Below are 21,904 nucleotides of genomic sequence, written 5' to 3'. Positions count from 1 at the left end.
CATAATAGTTAAATGGCTTTAAAGCTTACAGTGTCAACTTTTTTGCTTACCAAAGCCAATTAATATTGTTCAATGTTTATCGCGACTTGTGTCGTCTGTCGAATCGTTGTTATACAAAACCGATAGCATCGTACACTTTTCTCAACGTCGGCTCAGCTTTTGAGCGTGCTTTATCAGCACCTTCACGCATAATTGAAAACAGGTACGTTTCATCGTCACGGTATTGGTGATATTTAGCTTGTAAAGCCGTTAACATATCAATAACTTGTGTTGCTACTTCAGTTTTCAAGTGGCCGTACATTTTGCCTTCAAACTCTTTTTCAAGCTCAATTATCGGTTTGCCCGTGATGCCGGTTAAGATATCTAACAGATTAGACACTCCCGCTTTATTTTTTAAATCATAACGTACAACCGGTGGCTCATCAGAATCGGTCATGGCTCGCTTAATTTTTTTCTCAATATCTTTTGGATTTTCAAGTAAACCAATGACGTTGTTACGGTTTTCATCTGATTTAGACATTTTCTTAGTCGGTTCTTGAAGTGACATCACTCTTGCACCGACTTTCGGAATAAAGGGCTCTGGTACCGTAAATATCTCACCATAAAGCGCATTAAAGCGCATCGCAATATCACGTGATAACTCAAGATGTTGTTTTTGATCATCACCAACTGGCACTAAATTAGCTTGATAAAGTAAAATATCGGCAGCCATAAGTACCGGATAATCAAATAAGCCGGCATTAATATTCTCACTATGGCGTGATGATTTATCTTTAAACTGTGTCATACGGCTCAGCTCGCCAAAGTAGGTGTAGCAGTTTAATGCCCAACCAAGTTCGGCATGGGCTGGCACATGTGATTGAACAAAAATGGTACTTTTTTGCGGATCGATGCCACAAGCTAAATAAAGTGCTAAGGTATCGAGCGTCGCTTTGCGTAGTTTTTGTGGATCTTGACGTACCGTTATCGCATGTTGATTGACGATACAGTAAACGCAATCATATTCATTTTGCAACGCCACCCAATTTTTTAAAGCACCTAAGTAGTTGCCAAGTGTTAGTTCTCCTGATGGCTGAGCGCCACTAAATACAATCGGTTTACTCATAATTTATTCCTAATCTGTTTTCTCTTTATTTGTGCTAATTATTTGTGCTAATTATTTTTTTGCGTCAGCTTTGGGCTGAGGTAATAAGGTTAATATATCTTTAAAATCATCCAGTAAAAAATCGGGATGACTGGTTGCAATAGATATACCATAATTATAACCATAGCTTAATGCAACTGTTGGGCAATTGGCATTTTTTGCCGCATCAATATCATTTTTAGAATCGCCGACAAATAATAATTGCGAGCTAAATAGTCCAAACGTTGCCATAACTTGATAAAGTGGCGCCGGATGCGGTTTTAATTTAATCACATCCCCACCGCCTAGCACTAACGAAAAATAGTCTTTAATGCCTAATGAACTGAGCAGTGCAGGTAAGAAATGCGCTGGTTTATTGGTCACTAAAGCTAAAGGGTAGTGATTATCGTGTAGGATTTTTAACGTTTCTTTGACATGCGGAAACAGTTTTGTTTGGGCATCCATGACTTTGTCATAGTGTTGATTAAAGCGATCTTTTGCTTGATGAAATAATTCTGTAGAAGGTGTTACCTCAATGGCTTTAAACACACGTTCTAGCATAACATCAATACCATTACCCACCCAATTTTTGACTTGTTCATTGGTAACTGTCGGCAGATTTAAGTCGGCCAACATTTGCTTAGCAGCTAAGGCCAGTCCGGGCACACTGTCAACTAAAGTGCCGTCGAGATCAAAGGCAATTGCCTGAATATCATCAAGTTTAGGCATGTTTTACTCCTGATAACGCTTTTCGCATGGCATCAATAACGGTTTTATAGTCGGGTTGACCAAATATAGCTGAGCCGGCAACAAACATATCGGCACCTGCTTTTGCTATTTCGGCGATGTTTTCAACTTTTACCCCGCCGTCGATTTCAAGTCTGATATTTTGCCCCGATTCGACAATCCGCTTTTTCACTTGTTGTAGTTTTTTTAGCGTTGAGGGGATAAATGATTGTCCACCAAAGCCGGGATTGACACCCATTAATAAGATAATATCGACTTTGTCCATGACATAATCTAAATAATCCAATGGTGTTGCCGGGTTGAAAACCAAACCGGCGGTACAACCATGATCTCTAATAAGTTGTAATGAGCGATCAAGATGAATGGTCGCTTCGGGATGAATAGATATGTTAGTCGCGCCGGCTTTCGCAAAAGAGACAATCAGCTCTTCAACCGGCGATGCCATTAAATGCACATCAATTGGCGCTTTGATTCCATAGTCACGAAGTGCCTTGCAGAACATTGAACCCATAGTTAAATTTGGCACAAAGTGGTTATCCATTACATCAAAATGGACTACATCCGCCCCGGCATCAAGTACTTTTTGGGTATCTTCGCCAAGACGGGCAAAATCGGCTGATAGTATTGATGGCGCTATAATAAACTCTTGCATAACATACCTCTACTGATAAAGCCTTTATCAATATCACTTTATGACTTTTGATATAAGGCTAAAATTTCATCAATTTTTTTGCGCCCTTCACCTGCGCAACTAATTGAGCGACGCATTTCAGCACGATAAAGATATCGCGCTTTATTGTATAAAGTTCTTGTATAATCAGTATCATGATTAGATACCAGAACCGGAACATTATTCTCATAAGCCATGTTTTCGGCTAATTGCGATAATTTCTTATGCTCATCAAATCCAAAATTATTGGAGTAGTAAGCAGTAAAACCTGCTGAGTCATTGGGCGAAAGATAGGGAGGATCGCAATAAATCACTGAATTATGTTTAGCTTGTTTCATGACATCATGATAAGGCGCACAAATAAACTCAGCATTTTGCGCTTTTTTAGCAAAAAAATAGAGCTCTTTTTCAGGGAAATAAATTGTTTTATAACGTCCAAATGGCACATTAAATAATCCACTGTTATTATAGCGACAAAGACCGTTGTAACAGTGGCGGTTTAAATAGACAAACAGAAGCGATCTAATATACTGATCTTTGCTCCCATTAAACACATCTCGTAACTGATAAAATGCATCAGCTTGGTTATTTTGTTTACTAAATAGTAATTTAAGATCGCTGATAAACTTATCAGGACTTGTCTTTAATAAGTTATAAAGTGCAATTAAGTCATGATTGATATCAGCTAAAATATAACTTTTATAATTGGTGTTTAAAAAAACGGAGCCAGCGCCAACAAAAGGCTCAATGAGTTGATCCCCTTGTGGTAGATATCGCTTAATCGTGTCTACGAGCTCATATTTTCCTCCAGCCCATTTTAAAAAGGCTCGCTGCTTCTTCAACGGAAACTCCTATTTTGTTATTGCCAGGATAAATGAACGATATCCTTTATTATTTTGCAGTTTTTTCTTTATTGATCGTTGCACCAGATTTGATCCATGGTTTGTCGTTTTGTAAAGCATCGGGTAATGATTTAATCGCCTTTTTCGCTTCATCAGCGGTGGCGTAATTACCTTGAACTAAAATATACCAAGTTTCATTGTTACGTTTGGTTTCGTAAATCTGGTAATTGGTCAAATTATGTTGCTTAACGAGTTTTCTTAATCCCTCAGCTGATTTAGACGCACTAAGTTGGACAGCATAGTGTTCGTCTTTAATTATCGCTGAGTTTGTTGAAGTATTAATTTCTGGTTTATGACTAACAGGCTCAGGCTTCTGCGTAGTTTGCGGAGAAGCTGGCGGTGTAGTCGGTTGGCTAGTGCTTGCTCCATTAGCCGAATTCGGTGCTTGTGTTGGGTTATTGCTATTTTCATTGCCGCCAGATTGCGTAGCATTGCTCTGTGCACTATTTGAGCTACCATTAGTTGTCTGACTATCAACCGGTTGTGGCGGTTGAATAGCAGGATTAGGTTGTTGCTCGGTTACGCTATTTGGCTCTTCCGGCGGAACGCCATTGACTACCGGCGGTGTTAATGAAGTTGGTTCGTTATTTGTTGAAGGACGAAATACGACTAAGCTAAGTAATAACAGAATTATTACAACTGCCATAAGCATAATAGTCAATTTTCTTTTTGAGTAGTTTTGAAGAAAATTTGGCAATTGCATTAAAGGCGTAGACTTCTTGTAAGAATTTTCTGATACATATCGATCATTTTTATCTACACGCATATTCTCTCCTTAACCCAACATCTGGTTTATTGCTCAACAATTCAAGCCACTGAAGAATGTCAATGACTTAGATTTGCTCTATTTTCTCAATGATATAACCAGCAACACCTTTAGCACTTTGCTCATCAGTTTTTATTGTGATATCCGCTATCTCTTCATAAAGTGGTTCACGTTCACCGGCAAGCTCTTCATAAAGTTCTCTTGGGGTGTTACCACCTTGTAATAATGGACGGCGTTTATCTTTTTGAGTCCGTGCCATCTGTTTTTCAATGGTTGTTTCAAGATAAACAACAATACCACGTGCTGATAATCGATTCCGTGTCTCTTTAGATAAAACCGATCCGCCACCTGTTGCCAGTACAACACCTTGTTTTTCAGTCAATTCGTTAATGACTTTCTCTTCTCTGGCTCGGAATCCGTCTTCACCTTCTAAGTCAAAAATCCATGCAATATCAGCACCTGTACGTTTTTCAATCTCTTGATCGGAGTCAAAAAATTCCATGCCCAACTGTTGTGCAATTTGTCGGCCTATTGTGCTTTTTCCTGCCCCCATTGGGCCAATTAGAAAGATATTTCGCTTTTCTGCCATTGTAGTTTCATCATCTATTAATTTTGGTTAAAATTTACAACACAATATCAACTCGTTATGATTGGTAATATCATTTTGGTTTGTCATTGTGTAACTTTTCTTGGATCTCCGTCTAACGACAAAAATTTAGGTCGGTAATTATCTCAATAGATAGCCCCTTTTTGCAATAGGTATTTATCAATAGTTTTAGCTTATACCTGCTTGGTGCAAATCATGAATGTTTAAAGCACCGACTAATTCCCCTTCGCTATTGACTACCGGTGCAGCGGTAATGTTATGATCATTAAATGTTTTTAATGCTTCTACTGCTTTCCAGTTTTCGGGGATTCGATAACCCGGGCTGGTCATCACTTGGGCAATACTATCTTGTAAAGTGCCATTTTTTAACAATAAACGGCGCAGATCACCGTCTGTAAATACGCCGATTATTTGGTTATCGTTATGGCATATAGCAACCAAACCAACACCGGTACGGCTTAATTCTAGCATAGCATCAAGGACGGTTGCACTTTCCGGCACTTTAGGAATTAAATCACCTGTTCGCATGACATCTTTAACTTGATTAAGTAATTTTGCCCCTAAGCTTCCAGCCGGATGTGAACGCGCAAAGTCCTCTTCTTTAAAGCCTCTGGCACGCATGACAGCAATCGCAAGCGCATCGCCCATTAGCAGCGTGTTAGTTGAGCTTGAAGTCGGCGCCAGTCCCATAGGACAAGCCTCTTTTTCAATTGAGATATCCAGTACTGCTTGTGCCGCCTTAGCTAGCGGGGAGTCCAGCCCACCAGTGATAGCTATTACCGGAATATTCATGGCCGATAGTATCGGTAAAATAAAGTTAAACTCTTTAGCTCGCCCGGAGTAGGATATTAAAATCGCAATATCATTTTCAGTCACCATACCCAGATCGCCGTGTAAGGCTTCAGACGGGTGCATAAAAAAAGCCGGACTGCCGGTACTGGCAAGCGATGCTGCAATTTTTTTGCCAATGTGACCTGATTTTCCAATGCCGGAAACCACCACTTTGCCTTTGGTCGATAAGATCAGTTGGCAAGCTTTGATAAAATCTTTACCGAGTCGATTAGGTAACTTTTGTGCTTCTTGCAGTTCGAGCTCAAGCAGTTCTCGACCATACTGTAATAATTTATCCATTTCAATTAGCCTAGCGTTTGGGTAAATGTGAATGACAACTTTTTATGATTGAAACGATAAGTTAAACGAATATAAAAAGTCTGACTGTCAACAGTTTAACAATTAACTATTGAATATTCAAAAAGAAACGTTTTTTGTCAAGAAGTTTCAGAAAATGTATACGTTTCAGTATAAAACAGATTTTAAATTACGCAAAATATTTAAAACCCTAATGCGACTTTCACCCCTAATATAATAAGTATCACGCCCAGTAATTTATCAATTAAAAATTGAATTTTAAAGTAGCGCCGTTGGACGGTTTGGGTCTGAAAAATAAAAACGACAAACGGCCACCATAACACAGCTAAAAGCCAGATAATTAGCGCCACTAAGCATTTATCTAAAAATGAAGATTGCGCATTGAGTAGTTGGGTAAAAATCGCTAAAAAAACAGCGTTGCTTTGGGATTCAGTAAATTACAAAAGAGACCTTGCATAAAGGCTGATTTAGCGGAGATTTGGTCTCTAACCACGCCTTGACTGATATAGGTAGTCCCACCGTTTCGGGCAAGCAGCGCTTTAATTCCCAGCCAAAAAAGATAAATTGCCCCGGCATAACGCAGTAAATCATAAATTAAGGGTGTGGCAGTAATGAGCATAGCAATGCCTGCGACACAATAACTCATATGAATTAAAATTGCCGTTATCACCCCAAAACACGTTAGCAGCGCTGTTTTTCGGTTATAACTTAAACTGTTTTTCAGCACCAGAAAAAAATCAGGACCGGGCGAAACCATACCCAAAAAGCTGACGGTTGTAACTAAAACGATTGTATCAAGCGTCATTATTTGTCCTGTTTATACTCTTGAGCGGCATGATTTAACGTTGCTATATTGGACTTATTTTGTTCAATGAACTGTTTTTTATCAAAATTTGGGGCGGTTAAATAGTCCGTTAAAAATTTAGCGTTGGTATTAACTTGTGCGCCGTTTAAGATTAAACGAGGTAGATCAATTTGATAGATTGTTTGATCAGTTGATTTTTGTAGATTCTCCGTTTTGGCATTAGTTAATAAGTAAAGTTTGCGTTCTTTTTCAGAAAGGCGATTAATTGTTGGTGTGCCTGACCCCATCATGAGGTGATCGGGAAAGATATAAAATACCGTATCATCTAATAAATTATTTTCTTTTAAATAGGCAATAAATTTCCCTACATTATGATCAAGGGATGCGGCCACAAACGACATGTTATCATCCTTTGGTGATATGACTGAGGTCATGCGCTCATCATTAAAACCATTTGGCGCATGCGTTGAAATGGTTGAGATAAATAGCGCAAAGGGCTTGCCGGAATTGTGCAATTGAGTAACCTGTTTTTGGGCGATATCTAAGATATCTTTATCATATAATCCAAATGGCGCAACCGGATATTGTCCAACATAATTTTTTTCAGAGATAACTTGCATGCCTAATAGTTCTGCGATGTGTCCAATACCAGCAAAATCGGGGCCAGACATAACATAGCGTGTTTGGTAGCCTGCTTGCTGAAGTACATCCCCCAAACTAACCAGCTTAGTTTTGTCCGCTTTCATTAAAGGCGAGGTACTATATCCGCCAATTAAAAACGGCATACCCGTCATATAAGTATACATCGAGGCGGTTGTCCAGCTACTTCCTGCTGCCATTGGCATATTAGGGAAAAAGGTAAACTCTTGGCGTAATTGTCTTAAGTTAGGGGTGATATCGGCAAAATCAAAAAAGCCTTGCTCGAAGGATTCTAACGACAGAACGATAATATTTTTACCTTGCTGTGTGTGAACTTGTTGTTTATGTGGATAATCAACCATGTTCATCGATTGTAACGCTTGGTCGAAGGGTTTTTCATCGGCAGTGGTGACTTGATATATTTCGTATAAACGACTGAAAGGTCCGTTATGATAACTGAGCGATGCAATAGCTAAAGTGGCTAGCAATAAACGGTAAGGTAGACGAAATTTACGCCTACAAAAGTTCGTCAATTTGATTAATCCAATGATTAAGGCAAAAAAAACAGCAATGACTAAGACAGCTTGAAATTTAAAGATGAATAATCCTTCAATAATATCATTTATATTCAAGTTGACATAGAACTGATAGTCTATAAACCCGCCACTAAAATAGATAGAGGTCAGTTCCATAACAATAAAAACAGTCATTAACACAATTGTGTCTCGTCGCAAATCTTTGCTGCCAATTAAAGAAGCAGAAGTAATCGCTAAAATAAAAAGGGGTAATACCACCCATGTAGATAAAGGCATAAAATGTTGTACTCAAATTTTCAATAAAGCAATTAGCATCAGTATATACTTAATGATAAAAAAAATAAAAATCGCTATTTATAGGTAGTGATAGAAGTTAGCTGGTTTTTGATTAATTTACCAACTAAATTTTTAATTTTATCGAATAAATTAGTAAATCCTTATATTTTATAAGGTTGTGTTTAATGATAATTATTGCTATTTAATGTTGATAATTAACAATAATAGCAATAAGATATGGCTAAAATTTTATCAAGGTTCCAGAGGTCTGCTATGCCGTGCCTATTACGGAAGATAGTTGTCATATTGTTCTTGTGCATTTCTCCTTTGTCTCTCTGTTATGCAGACATGTCTTTGCCTTCTCCTCAAACTCAAGACGGTATGAGTTTATTCGAAAGCCTAAAAAAACGCTCTTCAACGCCTGGTGGAGGGTTTCCGGCAGGTGCCATATCAGATGAGGAGCTTTCGAACATACTTTGGGCTGCCAGTGGCTTAAATCGCGGTAAAACGGGGTGGACAGTGCCAATGGTAAAAGGCAAAGCTCCGTACGTTCGAATTTATGTCACTGGTGAGAAAGGTACCTTTTTATACGAATGGGAAGGACACTATCTGCGTGAAATAAATAATCAAGACTTGCGTGGCGATATTGCTATGCAAAATTTCACCAAACGTGCCGCTTACTCTTTAATTTTTGTCTCTGATAGCGAAGCATTAACCGACTTTTCGCCTGAACAGGCCAATGATTTTAGTCAGATAGCTGTCGGTGCGATGAGTCAAAATGTCTATCTTGCCGCGACAGCTTTAAAACTCAGTGTTAGATATATTCATTCAATCAAACCAGATGTAATATCACAACAATTGCAACTACCGGAAAACAGCAAGCCAATTGGAATAGTGTTACTAGGTAAATAAGGAGTAAGGAAGTGAAACGATTTTTAACATTAGCATTGTTGCTTGTTGCCAGTATCGTTACTTTTGTACCAACATCTTATGCCACTGACAAAAAATATGAGTCTTGGAATGCCATTGTCGATGAAATGGATATCATTCTAAATGATGCTTATGACATCTACTTTATGAAAGATATTAACAAGGCAAAAGATCGTGTCAATAATGCCTATTTTGGCTTTTATGAAAAACATGGTGTAGAACGGGCGGTAATGTCCTATATTTCCGGTAAACGAGGCACCGATACCGAATATCAATTTGCTAAAATTAAACGTTTAATGACATCTAATGCACCGAATAAAGTGGTGCGAGCCGAAATCGATGTGATTTTAAAAATGCTGCATGAAGATGCTAATGAATTAGACGGAAAAAAAGAGAGTGGTTGGAGTGTTTTCTTCGCTTCATTTATCATCATATTCCGTGAAGGTTTAGAGGCGATATTGGTTGTTGCCGCAATCTCAGCTTATCTGGTTAAAACCAATAATAAACCGATGTTAAAAGTGGTTTACCTAAGTTCATTGTTTGCTATTTTTGTCAGTATTTTAACCGCAATTGCCTTACATACTATTGTTGGTTTGAGTGGCGCTAATCAAGAGATTATGGAAGGTGGCGCCATGTTATTAGCCACGGTAGTACTCTTTTTTGTCAGCAATTGGATGATCTCCAAATCCGAATCTGAAGCATGGAAAAGTTATGTTGAAGGTAAAGTACAAACGGCTGTTACAACCGGTAGTAGTATTGCTTTGGGCTTTGCCGCCTTCTTAGCCGTGTTTAGGGAAGGGGCTGAAACTATTATTTTTTATCAAGCCATGTTAGCCGATGCTAAAGAGCATATGGATATGGTTTGGTACGGACTTGGCGTTGGCGGGATAATCCTTGCCTTCATCTTTATTGTTATTCGTTTTGGTGCAATTCGATTACCACTTAAACCATTCTTCATCTGTACCAGTGTATTGATGTACATTATGGCAATTGCTTTTGCTGGTGGTGGTGTAAAAGAGTTGCAAGAAGCCGATATTATTCAGGTAACACCGGTTGATTTTATCAGTTCTGTTGAAATTTTAGGTATTTATCCTACGGTTGAAACATTAATTCCGCAAGTAGTAATGGTAATGCTCGTAATAGTATCTGTCTTATATTACAAATTTAAATCGACAAATAAGGCAGTTTCTAATTAAGTAACAAGATTGATTGTGACACAATGGGAAATTGTGTCGCATTAAAAGAGTAACAACACATAATCATAAACGAAGTTAAGGAGTATTCAATGAAAAAATTAGTTTTAGCCGCAGGTATTTCTTCAATCCTTGCATTTTCATCATTCGCCAATGCCGAAGCACCCGCACCCGGTGAGGAAAAAGGCTTTGAAGAGTTTCCAATTGGTGAAGAAGTGACAGTCGGTCCATTAAATGTGAGTGCTGTTTATTTCCAACCTGTTGATATGGAACCTGCTGGCATGGGCGGATTACCTGCATCAAAATCAGATATGCATTTAGAGGCAGATATCTCAGCTAATGAAGATAATGTTCTTGGTTATGGTATCGGTACTTTTGTCCCTTATCTAACAGTGAAATATAAAATCCAAAAAGAAGGGAGCGACAATGTTATCGAAGGTAACTTTATGCCAATGAATGCTTCTGACGGTCCACATTATGGTAATAACGTTAAATTAGACGGTGCAGGTAAATATAAAGTGACATTTATTATTGAAAGCCCGGAAAAACAAGGTTATTTATTACATGTTGATAAAGAAACCGGTGTTGAAGGTCGTTTCTGGACTACACCGTATGAAGTATCTTGGGACTTCGATTTTATTCCACGTGCATGGTAATTATCGTTTTTTTAAATAAATTTTTTTAATTTATGCAATAAGTCATATTGTTGGCGAGTAGCAAGCTCGCCAATGATATTGTAATAATTAGGCAATGGTTATGCTTCAATACCTTATCAATGTTACCGATAATACGTTTGTTCCTGTCATTATGATAGCGCTGCTAAGCGCAGTTATGGTTAAATCCAATTACTCTCATTGTAAAAGATACATTACCGTTGGTTTTTTATTAGGTTTTGTTGCCGCACTCATTTATGCCATTTTAAAACGTACTACCGGCATTGCCATTCGGGAATTTTATGATCTCGGTGTGATCATTCCTTGGTTGGTTATCGCTTTTCCGCTATTAATTTGTCTACTGGTAAAATCTTGCCATAATCGATTTAGTCAAGCGCTGTTGATTGTTTTATCCGGTTTAGCTATTGGCTTATTATCTGCTCAATTTGTCCCGAATTTACTGCTTTATCCTTTTGAATTTGATGTTGGCATGGAGTCAATTTTTAATCATGATTACCTGTCTAAGTGGGTGGGCTACGGTTTTGCCTTAGTTGTCACACTTTTAATTGGCTTATTTGCTTACAGGATGTGCCTCAGACTCGCTGATAAATTTGTGGTATTGATAACGGCACTTGCAATCACTATTTTAACCCTTGCAAATGGCATCAATTTTATCCAAATTTTAATTGTCCGGCGTTTTATTGCGCCACAAAAATGGATGATGGAACTAGTCATTTTTGTGTTAGCGCATGTTAATTTATTTATCTTTGCATTTATGGCCATAGCGCTTTGCCTTACCGCCGTTTTATATTTTAAAGCCAATACAACCTCATTAGTCGGGAGCAATCCTGCGCAAGTGCGGAAACTCAAAGCTAAGTTACGTCAAGATAGGCGAACTTCCCTATGGATGATTGCCACAGTAGCCATAACTGCCTACACCGTAACCCGTGCCCGATACATTTTTGAAAAAGGGGTTGAACTTACCCCAGCAGAGCCAGTTACGCCCGATGCCAATGGTTTAATTGTCATCCCGCTTGAGAAAGTCAATGACGGTAATTTACATCGTTATGGCTATAAGGCAACCGACGGCACACTTGTTCGTTTTATTGTCATCAAAAAAAGTGAAAATGCTTACGGCGTAGGGTTTGATGCTTGCGATATTTGTGGGGCAAGCGGTTATTATCAACGAGGCAATCAAGTTGTCTGTATTTTGTGTGATGTCGTGATGAATATTGCAACAATCGGATTTTCAGGCGGTTGTAATCCGGTACCGCTTAAATATGAAATTATCGACGGTAATATGGTGATTCGCCCGGCTAATTTAGAAGCAGAAAAAAGCCGCTTTAAATAAAAGGCGATTTGCAAAGGAAGAAAATATGTTTCGCAGAATGTTACTTAGCGTTTTAGTTCGTCAAAAAAAGAAGCTGTTTTTGATTGCCTTAACCGTTGCATTGGGCGTCTCACTAGCAACGGCTATGTTAAATGTGATGTTTGATGTAGGGGATAAAGTTAACCAAGAATTAAAAGCCTACGGTGCAAATCTCAATATCGTGCCTAAAGGTACAGCCTTAGTTAGTGAAATGTATCAGCTTGATAATAGTGAAACCGAGCAAGCAGTACAATACATTAAGCAAGATGATTTAGTCAAAATAAAGATGATTTTTTGGGCCTATAACATTGTCGATTTTGCCCCTTACTTAACCGCTCAAGCAACCTTCCACGATAAACCGGTTACCGTTGTTGGAACATGGTTTAACAAACACTTAACCATTCCAACCGGTGATGAAGTTGATACCGGTATGTTAGCGATGAAATCCTGGTGGACTATAGACGGTAACACGATGAAAGATGATAATTTACAGGGTGTTATGGTTGGTGAAGCGATTGCTAAACAGTGGAATTTGCAAATCGGTGATAAAATTGAATTAACTTCACCTTATACCCAAAACCGGGCTACTTTAACCGTTAATAACATTTTCCACAGTGGCGGTATTGAAGATTCACAACTTTATGTCTCTTTACCTGTGGCGCAAAATTTAGCGAATAAAGCCGGATTAGTTGAGCGGGTTGAAGTCAGTGCCTTAACTACCCCGGAAAACGATCTAGCCCGAAAAGCCGCACAAGACCCTTCCAGCTTGTCACGTACACAGTGGGACACATGGTATTGCACCGCTTACATTAGTTCAATAGCCTATCAATTAGAAGAGTTAATGCCGGATGTCAAAGTAAAAGCAATTATGCAAGTTGCCGAATCGGAAGGCTCAATTTTGCAAAAAACGCAGTTACTCATGTTACTGTTAACCATTTTATCGTTGATCTGCTCAGCGTTGGCGATTTCGAATCTGGTTACGGCTAATGTGATTGAACGCAGTACCGAAATCGGTCTATTAAAGGCTTTAGGGGCGACAAATACGTCGGTGGCAATGTTAATCTTAACTGAGATTTTAATTATTGCGCTATTAGGCGGCATAGCAGGTTATTTTATTGGATTAGGTTTTGCACAAATCATTGGGCACACGGTCTTTGGTTCGTTTGTTCAGCCTAAAATGATTATCATACCGTTAGTGCTTATTATGGTCAGTTTGATAACCATTCTCGGTAGCTTACCGGCATTACGGATTATGATGTTTTTACGCCCAACAGATGTGTTACATGGCAGGTAAAGGAAAAGGCAAAGATCATGATAAATAAAAATCAACGATTTATTATAAAAACGCTTGTCAGTTCCCTTATTCGTCGGCGTTCTCGAATGGCAATTGCTTTACTTGGTGTGGCTATTGGCGCAACGGTGTTACTGGGTATGGTAACGCTTTGTTATGATATACCACGGCAAATGGGGCAAGAGTTCCGCTCTTACGGCGCCAATATGCTCTTAATGCCCGCCAATAACCAATCGACTATGTCAATGGCGGATGTGACTAAAGCCGTTAAACTGTTACCGCAAGATAAGCTACTTGGCGTTACCCCATTTCGCTATGACGCAATACGCAGTAATCAACACCCCTATACCATTGTTGGGACTGACTTTAAGCAGGTTATTAAAACCAGCCCTTATTGGCAAATTGAAGGGAAACTTCCTGAGCATCCAAATGAAATTTTGATCGGAACCGATATCGCTAATTTTGCAAAATTAACCATTGGTAGCACGATGCCTGTCACAGGTAAATCGAAACAAAATGCCCGCTTTGATGAAGATTTAACTATTACCGGTATTGTTAAAACAGGTCGCTCAGAAGACAGTTTTATTTTTATTGCTTTGCATGATTTAGAGCAGTTTCTTGAAGAAAGCGATCAAGCTGAGGTGGTTGAAGTAAGTATTACCGCCACTCAAGATGAACTAAAACACGATATTGAGATAATAAAAAAGCAGTCCGATAGTATTGAGCCGCATCTAATTAAATGGGTAACACAATCGGAGTCCTCAGTATTAGGTAAGCTTTCTTCCTTACTTTATCTGGTGACGTTTGTGGTATTAATGTTAACGATGATATGTGTCGCAACCACCATGATGACAGTTGTAATGGAACGACGCAAAGAGATCGGGCTAAAAAAAGCAATCGGAGCGAATAATCGAAGCATTGCCAAAGAGTTTCTAGCTGAAGGGCTAATTTTAGGTGTTTTGGGGGGGATTATTGGTGTGATTTGTGGACTGATCTTTGCACAGGTCATTAGTACCAATGTTTTTGGGCGCACTATTAATGTTGAATTTTACCTTATCCCAACGACAGTTGTGGTATCAGCTATTGTGACAGTCATTGCGTGTTTAATTCCGGTAAAACGGGCGCTCGAAGTGGAGCCGGCATTAGTTTTACGTGGCGAATAGGATGTAAAGAATGAATATACTTCAAGTCAATAATGTATCAAAGATTTATGGGTCACTTCATGCCTTATCAGAGGTGAATTTAACCGTTGAGGAAGGTAAATGGTTATCGATTATGGGACCCTCAGGAAGTGGCAAAACGACGTTAATGAATATTATCGGCTGTATGGATAAACCGTCGTTAGGATCAGTGATTTTAGATGGGCAAGATATAACTCAGCTCTCTTTACCGCAGTTGACTGAAATTCGTCGCGATAAAATTGGATTAATCTTTCAACAATTCCACTTAGTGTCCTATTTAACTGCGTTAGAAAATGTGATGGTTGCCCAATATTACCACAGCATGGTCGATGAAAAAGAAGCCTTACAAGCCCTTGAGAGAGTTGGGCTTGCCGCTCGAGCTAAACATTTACCACGTCAGTTATCTGGTGGTGAACAGCAACGTGTCTGCATTGCTCGAGCCTTGATAAACTATCCAAAGTTAATTTTAGCTGATGAACCAACCGGTAATTTAGATGAAAGTAATGAAGCCATGGTCATGAACTTATTACATCAATTACACGAAGAGGGCAGCACCATTATTGTCGTAACCCATTCGCCCGAAGTATCAAAACATGCACAAACAACTGTTGTACTTGAGCATGGCAAAGTTGCACAAGTAATTAATAATTAAGAAAGGTTAGTAAAATGAAAAATCGTATGCTTTCATCATTCTGTTTTATGTTTCTCGGATCAATGATTATCTTATTCCCCCTTTATATTTTACCCGTTTGCCCACTCCCCGAAGTGGCATCAGTGCCGGCTGATACTATGGCTAGTGAAGCGGCTAATGCAGGGCATATGCATAGCAGTGGTGGCAAGATAATGAAATGTTTTTGGACTGCCAAAGCCGAACTAGGTGTGGGCGCTTTGGTTATGGCTATCGGTTTTTTGATGCTATTTTCTCGCACCGTATTTATCCGTATGGGATTAAGCATGGCCTTAGCATGCATTGCGATATTAGCAGGCGCAATTCCAACTGTTTTAATCGGTGTTTGCGGTAATGAAATGATGCGATGCAATATCGGCGCAAAACCAGCGTTAGTGTTACTGTCATTAGTGTTATTTATTGTAGCTATTATCAATATTGTTAGTTTAAATAAAATGACCAAAAGAAATTGGATGTAACTTAAGAAACTTTGAGTTTATTTTTCTTAAGACAGATAAGTAAAACAAATCAATGAATGACTGGAATTAAAACATGCAAGAAAAACCTATTACCATAGCTAGTTTAGCATGGCGAAATATTCAACGGCGACCGTTTCGTAGTTGTTGTTTGATTATCATCATTATGCTTTTTTCTGCAACGCTATTTGGTGGTAGTGTGCTGATGAAAAACCTAAGCTTGGGCATTGCCGGTATGGGCAATCGCTTAGGGGCTGATATTTTGATTGTGCCACATGGTTATGAAAAAAATCTTGAAGTAGCGCTGTTGCGTGGTGAGCCGAGTAGTTTTTATCTTAAAGTTGATTTGATTGATAAAATTAAGAATATCAAAGGAATTGATGCCATTTCGCCTCAACTTTTTATTGCCTCGTTAAATGCCGGCTGTTGTAGCTCCAAAGTGCAATTAATTGGCTTTGATCAGCATAGTGATTTTGTGATTAAGCCTTGGCTTCAAACCCAATTATCTCAGCCACTGAGCGATAATCAAGTGGTGGTAGGGGCTAAAATCACATCCGAAGTGGGCGATGAAATCAGGTTTTTTAATCATCCATTCAAAATTGCGGCGAAAATGGATAGTACCGGAATGGGATTTGATACTTCAGTCTTTATGACTATGTCAGCAGCGCAAGCATTAATGAGAGACGCCAAATTAATCGAGGGTGATGTTGAACACTTTAATAACTATGCTTCATCTATTTTTATCAAAGTCGATCCAAATTATTCACCGAAAGATGTGGTCAATCAAATCATGCCCAAATTTGCTATTGACTATAACCTCGATTTTGTGATGACTAAAGGGATGTTAAGTAATATCGCTAAATATCTAAATAGCTTCTCAACAATTGTTTATAGTTTATCTGCTCTATTTTGGGTACTGGCAATTATTGTGATCTTCGTTATCTTCTCTTCATCACTAAACGAACGTAAACGGGAAATTAGTATTTTACGGATTTTAGGCGCTTCACGTCGTGATTTAGTGAAAATGTTATTACGTGAATCACTAATTATTTGTGCATTAGGTGGAATTGCCGGAATAGTGATTGCTGGCGTATTGCTATATGCCTTTAGTTTATTGATCTGCCAATCAATAGGGCTTCCTTGTGTTAATATCGGATTATTAGATGTCTTAATTTATGCTAGCGTGGTGTTTGTTTTAACATTAATAATTGGACCATTTTCAAGTATCTATTCAGCCTTATCCATGACTAAATTTGATACGTATCGCACGCTGCGAGAGGGTGAATAAATGCTATTAGATATCAAAAATTTACGCAAAGATTATCAACGAGGCGAGCAAACTTTTTCGGCAGTGAATAATGTTAGTTTTTCAATGGCTGAAAATGATTTTATCTGTATTATGGGTAAATCAGGCAGTGGCAAAACCACACTCCTTAATATGATTGCTGGCTTACTGACCCCAACTCAAGGCAAAATTATCATTAATGGCACTAATTTGTTTGAGCTTAATGATCAGCAAGTATCTGCTTTTCGTAATCAGCATATTGGTTATGTTCCGCAAGGGAGTAGCTTGCTCCCTAACTTAACTGCGCTGGAAAATATTCGATTACCCTTTTATCTGACTAAGCGCCCAAATCAAAGCACATTAAATTTAGCGAAACAATTGCTGGAAAAAGCGAAAGTCGCTGATTTACAAAATGCTTATCCGGCAAATATGTCAGGTGGAGAGATGCGGCGCATTGCCATATTACGTGCACTGATTTGTCAGCCCAAAATCATTATCGCTGATGAACCGACAAGCGATTTGGATGAAGAGAGCGCCACTGAAATTATGCAACTTTTGTCAGATATTCATCAGCAAGGTACGGCTTTATTAATTGTTACCCATGATAATGATGTGGCAAGCTATAGCCAAAAAATTGTGAAAATGTCATCAGGTCGCTTAATTGACTAATCAAATAAGTCAGTTTAATGGTTAAGTAAACACTGACTTAGGCGATTAAAAGCGGGTTATGCCCCATTTTTATCATGATTTTATTCAATGTTAACAGTGGTAAACCAATAAGCGAATTAATATCATTGCCTTCGAGCTTGTCAAACAGGGTAATACCCAGTTCATCACATTTAAAACTACCTGCACATTGCAAAGGCATCTCTTTAGCAATGTAAGCATCAATTTCGGCATCAGTTAATTGTCGAAAAGTGACTTTAAATGGTTCGCAAATAGTGGTTGATTGCATCGATTGGGTATCAATTACTGTCATGCCGGTAAAAAAATAAAAAGTGTTGCCACTGCTTTTTTTCAATTGTATACGAGCGTTTTCAACCGTGTGAGGCTTACCCACAATTTGATCATTAAGCACACCCACTTGATCAGAACCAATAATTAAACTATTGGGATACTTTGCAACTAATGATTGAGCTTTAAGCTTTGCTAGTCGTACAACCAATTGCTCTGCCGATTCACCCGGTAGCGGGGTTTCATCACAAACAGGCGGAACACACTCAAAGGGTATCGCTAACTTTTCCAGTACTTTCTTACGTGATAGTGAAGTTGAGGCTAATATGATTTTCATGTTAAGGCTTCTTATTTAATATCCAAGCTGAAGGGTGAGCATTAAACCCTATGTGACCATAATAATCAACTGCCGAAGGCGCGGCCAGTAAGGTAATTGAACACTGCTTGTCGGTATTTTGCTTAATTTGATGAATTAATTGTTTGCCAATTCCCTGTTTTTGATAATTTTTATCAACGGCGAGATCGGCTAAATAAGTGATATAGACAAAATCGGTTAAACAACGGGCGATACCGACTAATTGCTTTTCATGCCATGCGGTGATAATGAGATTTGCATTATCTAACATAGCTTGAAAACGCTTTGCATCGTCAATTGGTCGACGTTCACCTAATGAACAGTTTTGATAAAGTATTTGGGTTTGTTCAAGTGTTGGCTTAACATCTGAACGATAAATAATACTGTGCATTTTGATCTCCGTCATATAATGAATAAAAACTTATTTCAATTTTCTCAATTAATTTTAGGATATCATTATAGGTTAATTGAGCATATGACAATATAAAATAATGGGTGTATCAATCCTAAACTAGTAGCATAATAGTTGAGTAAAAGCGTTAACGCAGGTTAATGATTCAAGTTTACATTTATCGAGTTGGGGGGAGTATTATGTACAATAAAATTTTGGTGCCAATTGATATCACCGAAGAGGATTTAACTAAAAAAGTTATTCCGCATGTTGAGCGCTTAGCAAAACTAGCTAATGCTCAAGTGATCTTTTTTCATGCTTTGCCGGTTGCTTCGGCTATCGTCAATGCTTACTCCTTTGGTTTTGATGAGTTTAAAGACAAAGCTACCGTTCAGACTGAGCAATACTTACATAAATTAATGGAATCGATTAATTTACCACAGGAAAATTTATCTTTTTCGATCGCCTTTGGCAATCCTAGAGATGAAATTTTATCGTTGGCCAATGAAATTAAGCCTGATCTCATCATCTTAGGCTCAAGACGCCCAAATATCACAACCCACTTACTTGGCTCCAATGCCTCGGGGGTGGTGCGTGGCGCTCAAACCTCGGTGCTGGTGGTAAGATAGCGATTGTCAACAATGCGTTTTAAGCTATAGAGCAGGGGAGTGATTAAATCATCCCCCCTCTTTGTTACAGTGATGTTTTTTAATAACGTTGCAGACTATTGATGTTTAACAATAAAACAGCAGTGTATCTGTTTGTTACGCTTAAAATCTAATGAGAGCGTTTTGTTGGTAATATCTTGATAAGTCAGCCCTAGCTTTTGCATACCTTCGGCATCCATTTTAAAACCACGCTTATTATTTGAAAAAATAATTGTGCCATTAGGTCTTAATAAACGTTTTAGATCTGCCATTAATTTTAAGTGATCCCGCTGAACATCAAAGGTATTGTCCATGCGTTTTGAGTTTGAAAATGTCGGTGGATCGATAAATATTAAGTCAAATTGATCCTCACTTTGGGCTAAATAAAGTAGGCAGTCAGCTTGAATTAATCGGTGTTTTTTGCCGGTTAAACCATTTTGCTTTAAATTGCGATCCGCCCATTGTAGATAAGTTCTCGACATGTCGACAGTCGTGGTGGTTTTTGCCCCGCCAAGGCCGGCATAAACAGTTGCCGTGCCGGTATAAGCAAACAGGTTTAAAAAGTCTTTGCCTGCGCTCATTTCGCCAATCATTTTACGCGCTAAACGATGATCTAAAAACAGCCCGGTATCTAAGTAATCGGTCACATTAACCCAAAATTGGGTTTTACGCCCACCAATAGGATATTCATGAACTAAGAAGTAGTCCTGTTTTTGCCCCAATTTTTGATACTGTTGTTTGCCTTTTTGTTTTTCCCGTGTTTTTAAGATAAGTTGATCCGCTGTCAATTCAAGCACTGACATCGTGGCGTTAATGATATCAAATAGGCGCTGCCGTGTTTTTTGAGGATCGATATTTTTCGGTGCTGCGTACTCTTGAATGACAACTTTATCTTTATAACGGTCGATTGCAACATTGTATTCGGGCAGATCAGCATCGTAAAGTCGATAACATTCAAGTTGTTCAAGCGAAGCCCATTTTTCAAGTTTTTGCCTGTTTTTGCGTAAGCGATTGGCAAAATCACTTGCCGCAATGGTTTGTACTGGCGTCGATTCGGCGTTATCACGTTTAGCAATAGCATAATTTTTTTGCACACAGTCTAACGGACCATTTTTGGCTTTGAACTGTTTATCTGCACGCATTTGTAGGCAATCTAACAATTGGGGTGCGCCGCTAAAAAGTGACAGCCTCCAGCCGGCAAAGTTTTGTTTTATTTGTTGTCCTAAGGCCGAATGTAAAGCAATCAGTGCCGGTTCGCTCTCTAAACGTTCGCCATAAGGCGGATTACTAATAATCATCCCGTTTGTTGTATTCGGTAACGGGTTGGTTAATTGTGTCACATCTTGCAAGGCAAAGGTGATTAAGTCAGCAACGCCAGCTTGTAATGCATTTTGTTTTGCTCGCTCAAGTACTGCCGGGTTGTTATCGTAGCCGATAAATGGCGTTGTTGATTTACAAATATTATGTTTGGCCGTAAAAAGTATGTCGTTCCAAAGTGTCGGATTAAATCCTTTCCAGGCAAAAAATCCCCATTGTTTACGATGTAAACCCGGTGGGATTTTCGATGCAATCATGGCAGCCTCGATCAATAAGGTGCCCGAACCACACATCGGATCGAGTAATGGCTCGTCGGTTTGCCAGCCAGAACGCTGAATAATCGCCGCCGCTAGGTTTTCTTTCAGCGGAGCTTGACCGGTTTGCTGGCGATAACCACGTTGGTGTAAGCTATTACCACTTAAATCTAATGATAGCGTTACTCGGTTTTTATGCAAATAAGCATGAATACGAATATCAGGATCTTGCTTTGCAACACTCGGTCTTAAATCGGTATGACGAGAGAAGTTATCAACAATGGCATCTTTGATTTTTAATGCGCCATATTGGCTATTACGAATAAAGTCATTAACGCCAACGAAATTGATCACAAATGAATTATCGACAGCAAAAATATCGGTCCATTTTATATTAAATACGCAAGAGTAAAGATCTAAATCACTATAGATATCAAACTCTGCAATCGGCAGTAAGATGCGTGATGCTAAGCGTGACCATAATAGCGATTGATATAAGGTCTGTTCATCAGCATCAAAATAGACGCCGCCTTGAGCAATTTTACAATTGGCAGCGCCGATGTGTTCTAACTCTTTTTTTAATAACTCTTCAAGCCCGCGCGATGTGCTGGCAAATAGTGCTTTCATGCATAATCCACTTAAAAATAAAATTGCTGGCATTATACCGACTTATTAATGCAGTGGGAAATAAAGCCGATATTTAACCATTTTTTTACGACAA

Annotated in this window: 22 protein-coding genes and 1 pseudogene; 11 read left to right on the top strand and 12 right to left on the bottom strand. The window is 38.7% G+C overall.

Features of this window, described 5'->3' with window-relative positions; all coding sequences use genetic code 11:
* Positions 1-109: 109 nt before the first annotated feature.
* The 9 genes and pseudogenes from trpS to J3U42_RS03040 form a co-directional block, all read right to left on the bottom strand.
* Positions 110-1,105: a tryptophan--tRNA ligase gene (gene trpS / locus J3U42_RS03080; RefSeq protein WP_220219033.1), complete on the bottom strand. Its 996-nt coding sequence runs from the start codon at positions 1,103-1,105 to the stop codon at positions 110-112.
* A 51-nt stretch (positions 1,106-1,156) separates the two neighbouring features.
* Entirely contained in the window at positions 1,157-1,852 is a 696-nt protein-coding gene (locus J3U42_RS03075) for a phosphoglycolate phosphatase (RefSeq protein WP_267335472.1), read from the bottom strand.
* Positions 1,845-2,522, bottom strand: coding sequence for a ribulose-phosphate 3-epimerase (gene rpe, locus J3U42_RS03070; protein ID WP_267335470.1), 678 nt, complete (start codon positions 2,520-2,522; stop codon positions 1,845-1,847). Before rpe ends, J3U42_RS03075 begins: the two co-directional genes overlap by 8 nt.
* 38 nt (positions 2,523-2,560) lie before the next feature.
* Positions 2,561-3,382: a Dam family site-specific DNA-(adenine-N6)-methyltransferase gene (locus J3U42_RS03065; protein ID WP_267328602.1), complete on the bottom strand. Its 822-nt coding sequence runs from the start codon at positions 3,380-3,382 to the stop codon at positions 2,561-2,563.
* A gap of 49 nt (positions 3,383-3,431) precedes the next feature.
* The gene (locus J3U42_RS03060; protein ID WP_267335468.1) at positions 3,432-4,208 is read right to left on the bottom strand and encodes an SPOR domain-containing protein; all 777 of its coding nucleotides are present in this window, start codon (positions 4,206-4,208) and stop codon (positions 3,432-3,434) included.
* 67 nt (positions 4,209-4,275) lie between these two features.
* Positions 4,276-4,797: a shikimate kinase AroK gene (gene aroK / locus J3U42_RS03055; RefSeq protein WP_065634798.1), complete on the bottom strand. Its 522-nt coding sequence runs from the start codon at positions 4,795-4,797 to the stop codon at positions 4,276-4,278.
* A 186-nt stretch (positions 4,798-4,983) separates the two neighbouring features.
* A complete protein-coding gene (gene gutQ, locus J3U42_RS03050) occupies positions 4,984-5,946 on the bottom strand; it encodes an arabinose-5-phosphate isomerase GutQ (RefSeq protein WP_220219038.1) in 963 nt (320 codons plus the stop codon).
* A 200-nt stretch (positions 5,947-6,146) separates the two neighbouring features.
* Positions 6,147-6,769: pseudogene (locus J3U42_RS12385) on the bottom strand (LysE family transporter).
* On the bottom strand, positions 6,769-8,220 hold the full coding sequence (locus J3U42_RS03040; RefSeq protein WP_267335464.1) for an LTA synthase family protein: 1,452 nt from the start codon (positions 8,218-8,220) through the stop codon (positions 6,769-6,771). The pseudogene J3U42_RS12385 and the gene J3U42_RS03040 overlap by 1 nt, the downstream one beginning before the upstream one ends.
* A 348-nt stretch (positions 8,221-8,568) precedes the next feature.
* On the opposite strand from J3U42_RS03040, the gene J3U42_RS03035 reads away from it, so the two are divergent.
* The 10 genes from J3U42_RS03035 to J3U42_RS02990 all read left to right on the top strand — a co-directional run bounded on the left by J3U42_RS03035 (position 8,569) and on the right by J3U42_RS02990 (position 17,934).
* Positions 8,569-9,132, top strand: a complete 564-nt coding sequence (locus tag J3U42_RS03035; protein ID WP_267335462.1) for a nitroreductase family protein — start codon at positions 8,569-8,571, stop codon at positions 9,130-9,132.
* 11 nt (positions 9,133-9,143) lie between these two features.
* Positions 9,144-10,346, top strand: coding sequence for an FTR1 family iron permease (locus J3U42_RS03030; RefSeq protein WP_267328597.1), 1,203 nt, complete (start codon positions 9,144-9,146; stop codon positions 10,344-10,346).
* 89 nt (positions 10,347-10,435) lie between these two features.
* Positions 10,436-10,999 (top strand): iron transporter, encoded by a 564-nt coding sequence (locus J3U42_RS03025; protein WP_220219043.1) that lies wholly within the window; start codon positions 10,436-10,438, stop codon positions 10,997-10,999.
* A 100-nt stretch (positions 11,000-11,099) separates the two neighbouring features.
* Positions 11,100-12,347 (top strand): Fe-S-containing protein, encoded by a 1,248-nt coding sequence (locus tag J3U42_RS03020; RefSeq protein WP_267335460.1) that lies wholly within the window; start codon positions 11,100-11,102, stop codon positions 12,345-12,347.
* 25 nt (positions 12,348-12,372) lie between these two features.
* On the top strand, positions 12,373-13,659 hold the full coding sequence (locus tag J3U42_RS03015) for an ABC transporter permease (RefSeq protein WP_267335458.1): 1,287 nt from the start codon (positions 12,373-12,375) through the stop codon (positions 13,657-13,659).
* A 17-nt stretch (positions 13,660-13,676) separates the two neighbouring features.
* Positions 13,677-14,819 (top strand): ABC transporter permease, encoded by a 1,143-nt coding sequence (locus J3U42_RS03010; protein ID WP_267335456.1) that lies wholly within the window; start codon positions 13,677-13,679, stop codon positions 14,817-14,819.
* A gap of 10 nt (positions 14,820-14,829) precedes the next feature.
* A complete protein-coding gene (locus J3U42_RS03005) occupies positions 14,830-15,489 on the top strand; it encodes an ABC transporter ATP-binding protein (RefSeq protein WP_267328594.1) in 660 nt (219 codons plus the stop codon).
* Positions 15,490-15,503: 14 nt separating this feature from the next.
* Positions 15,504-15,983: a DUF4418 family protein gene (locus tag J3U42_RS03000; protein ID WP_267328593.1), complete on the top strand. Its 480-nt coding sequence runs from the start codon at positions 15,504-15,506 to the stop codon at positions 15,981-15,983.
* Positions 15,984-16,056: 73 nt separating this feature from the next.
* Positions 16,057-17,268 carry an ABC transporter permease gene (locus J3U42_RS02995; RefSeq protein ID WP_267335454.1) on the top strand — a complete coding sequence of 404 codons (1,212 nt, stop codon included), beginning with the start codon at positions 16,057-16,059 and terminating at the stop codon, positions 17,266-17,268.
* Entirely contained in the window at positions 17,269-17,934 is a 666-nt protein-coding gene (locus J3U42_RS02990) for an ABC transporter ATP-binding protein (protein WP_267335452.1), read from the top strand.
* Between the two features lie 37 nt (positions 17,935-17,971).
* On the opposite strand, the gene J3U42_RS02985 is transcribed toward J3U42_RS02990, so the two are convergent.
* Both J3U42_RS02985 and J3U42_RS02980 read right to left on the bottom strand, forming a co-directional pair.
* Positions 17,972-18,556, bottom strand: coding sequence for a Maf family protein (locus tag J3U42_RS02985; RefSeq protein WP_267328591.1), 585 nt, complete (start codon positions 18,554-18,556; stop codon positions 17,972-17,974).
* A gap of 1 nt (position 18,557) precedes the next feature.
* Positions 18,558-18,965: a GNAT family N-acetyltransferase gene (locus tag J3U42_RS02980; RefSeq protein WP_220219052.1), complete on the bottom strand. Its 408-nt coding sequence runs from the start codon at positions 18,963-18,965 to the stop codon at positions 18,558-18,560.
* Between the two features lie 200 nt (positions 18,966-19,165).
* Here J3U42_RS02980 and J3U42_RS02975 point away from each other — a divergent pair, with 200 nt between their 5' ends.
* Positions 19,166-19,594: a universal stress protein gene (locus J3U42_RS02975; RefSeq protein WP_220219053.1), complete on the top strand. Its 429-nt coding sequence runs from the start codon at positions 19,166-19,168 to the stop codon at positions 19,592-19,594.
* 95 nt (positions 19,595-19,689) lie between these two features.
* On the opposite strand, the gene rlmKL is transcribed toward J3U42_RS02975, so the two are convergent.
* The gene (gene rlmKL / locus J3U42_RS02970; protein WP_267335450.1) at positions 19,690-21,810 is read right to left on the bottom strand and encodes a bifunctional 23S rRNA (guanine(2069)-N(7))-methyltransferase RlmK/23S rRNA (guanine(2445)-N(2))-methyltransferase RlmL; all 2,121 of its coding nucleotides are present in this window, start codon (positions 21,808-21,810) and stop codon (positions 19,690-19,692) included.
* Between the last annotated feature and the right edge of the window lie 94 nt (positions 21,811-21,904).

The organism is Gilliamella sp. B2923, from assembly GCF_026536565.1.
Taxonomy (GTDB): domain Bacteria; phylum Pseudomonadota; class Gammaproteobacteria; order Enterobacterales; family Orbaceae; genus Gilliamella.
Note: the sequence above shows the minus strand (reverse complement) of the source record. Positions and strands in the feature narration are given on the sequence as shown.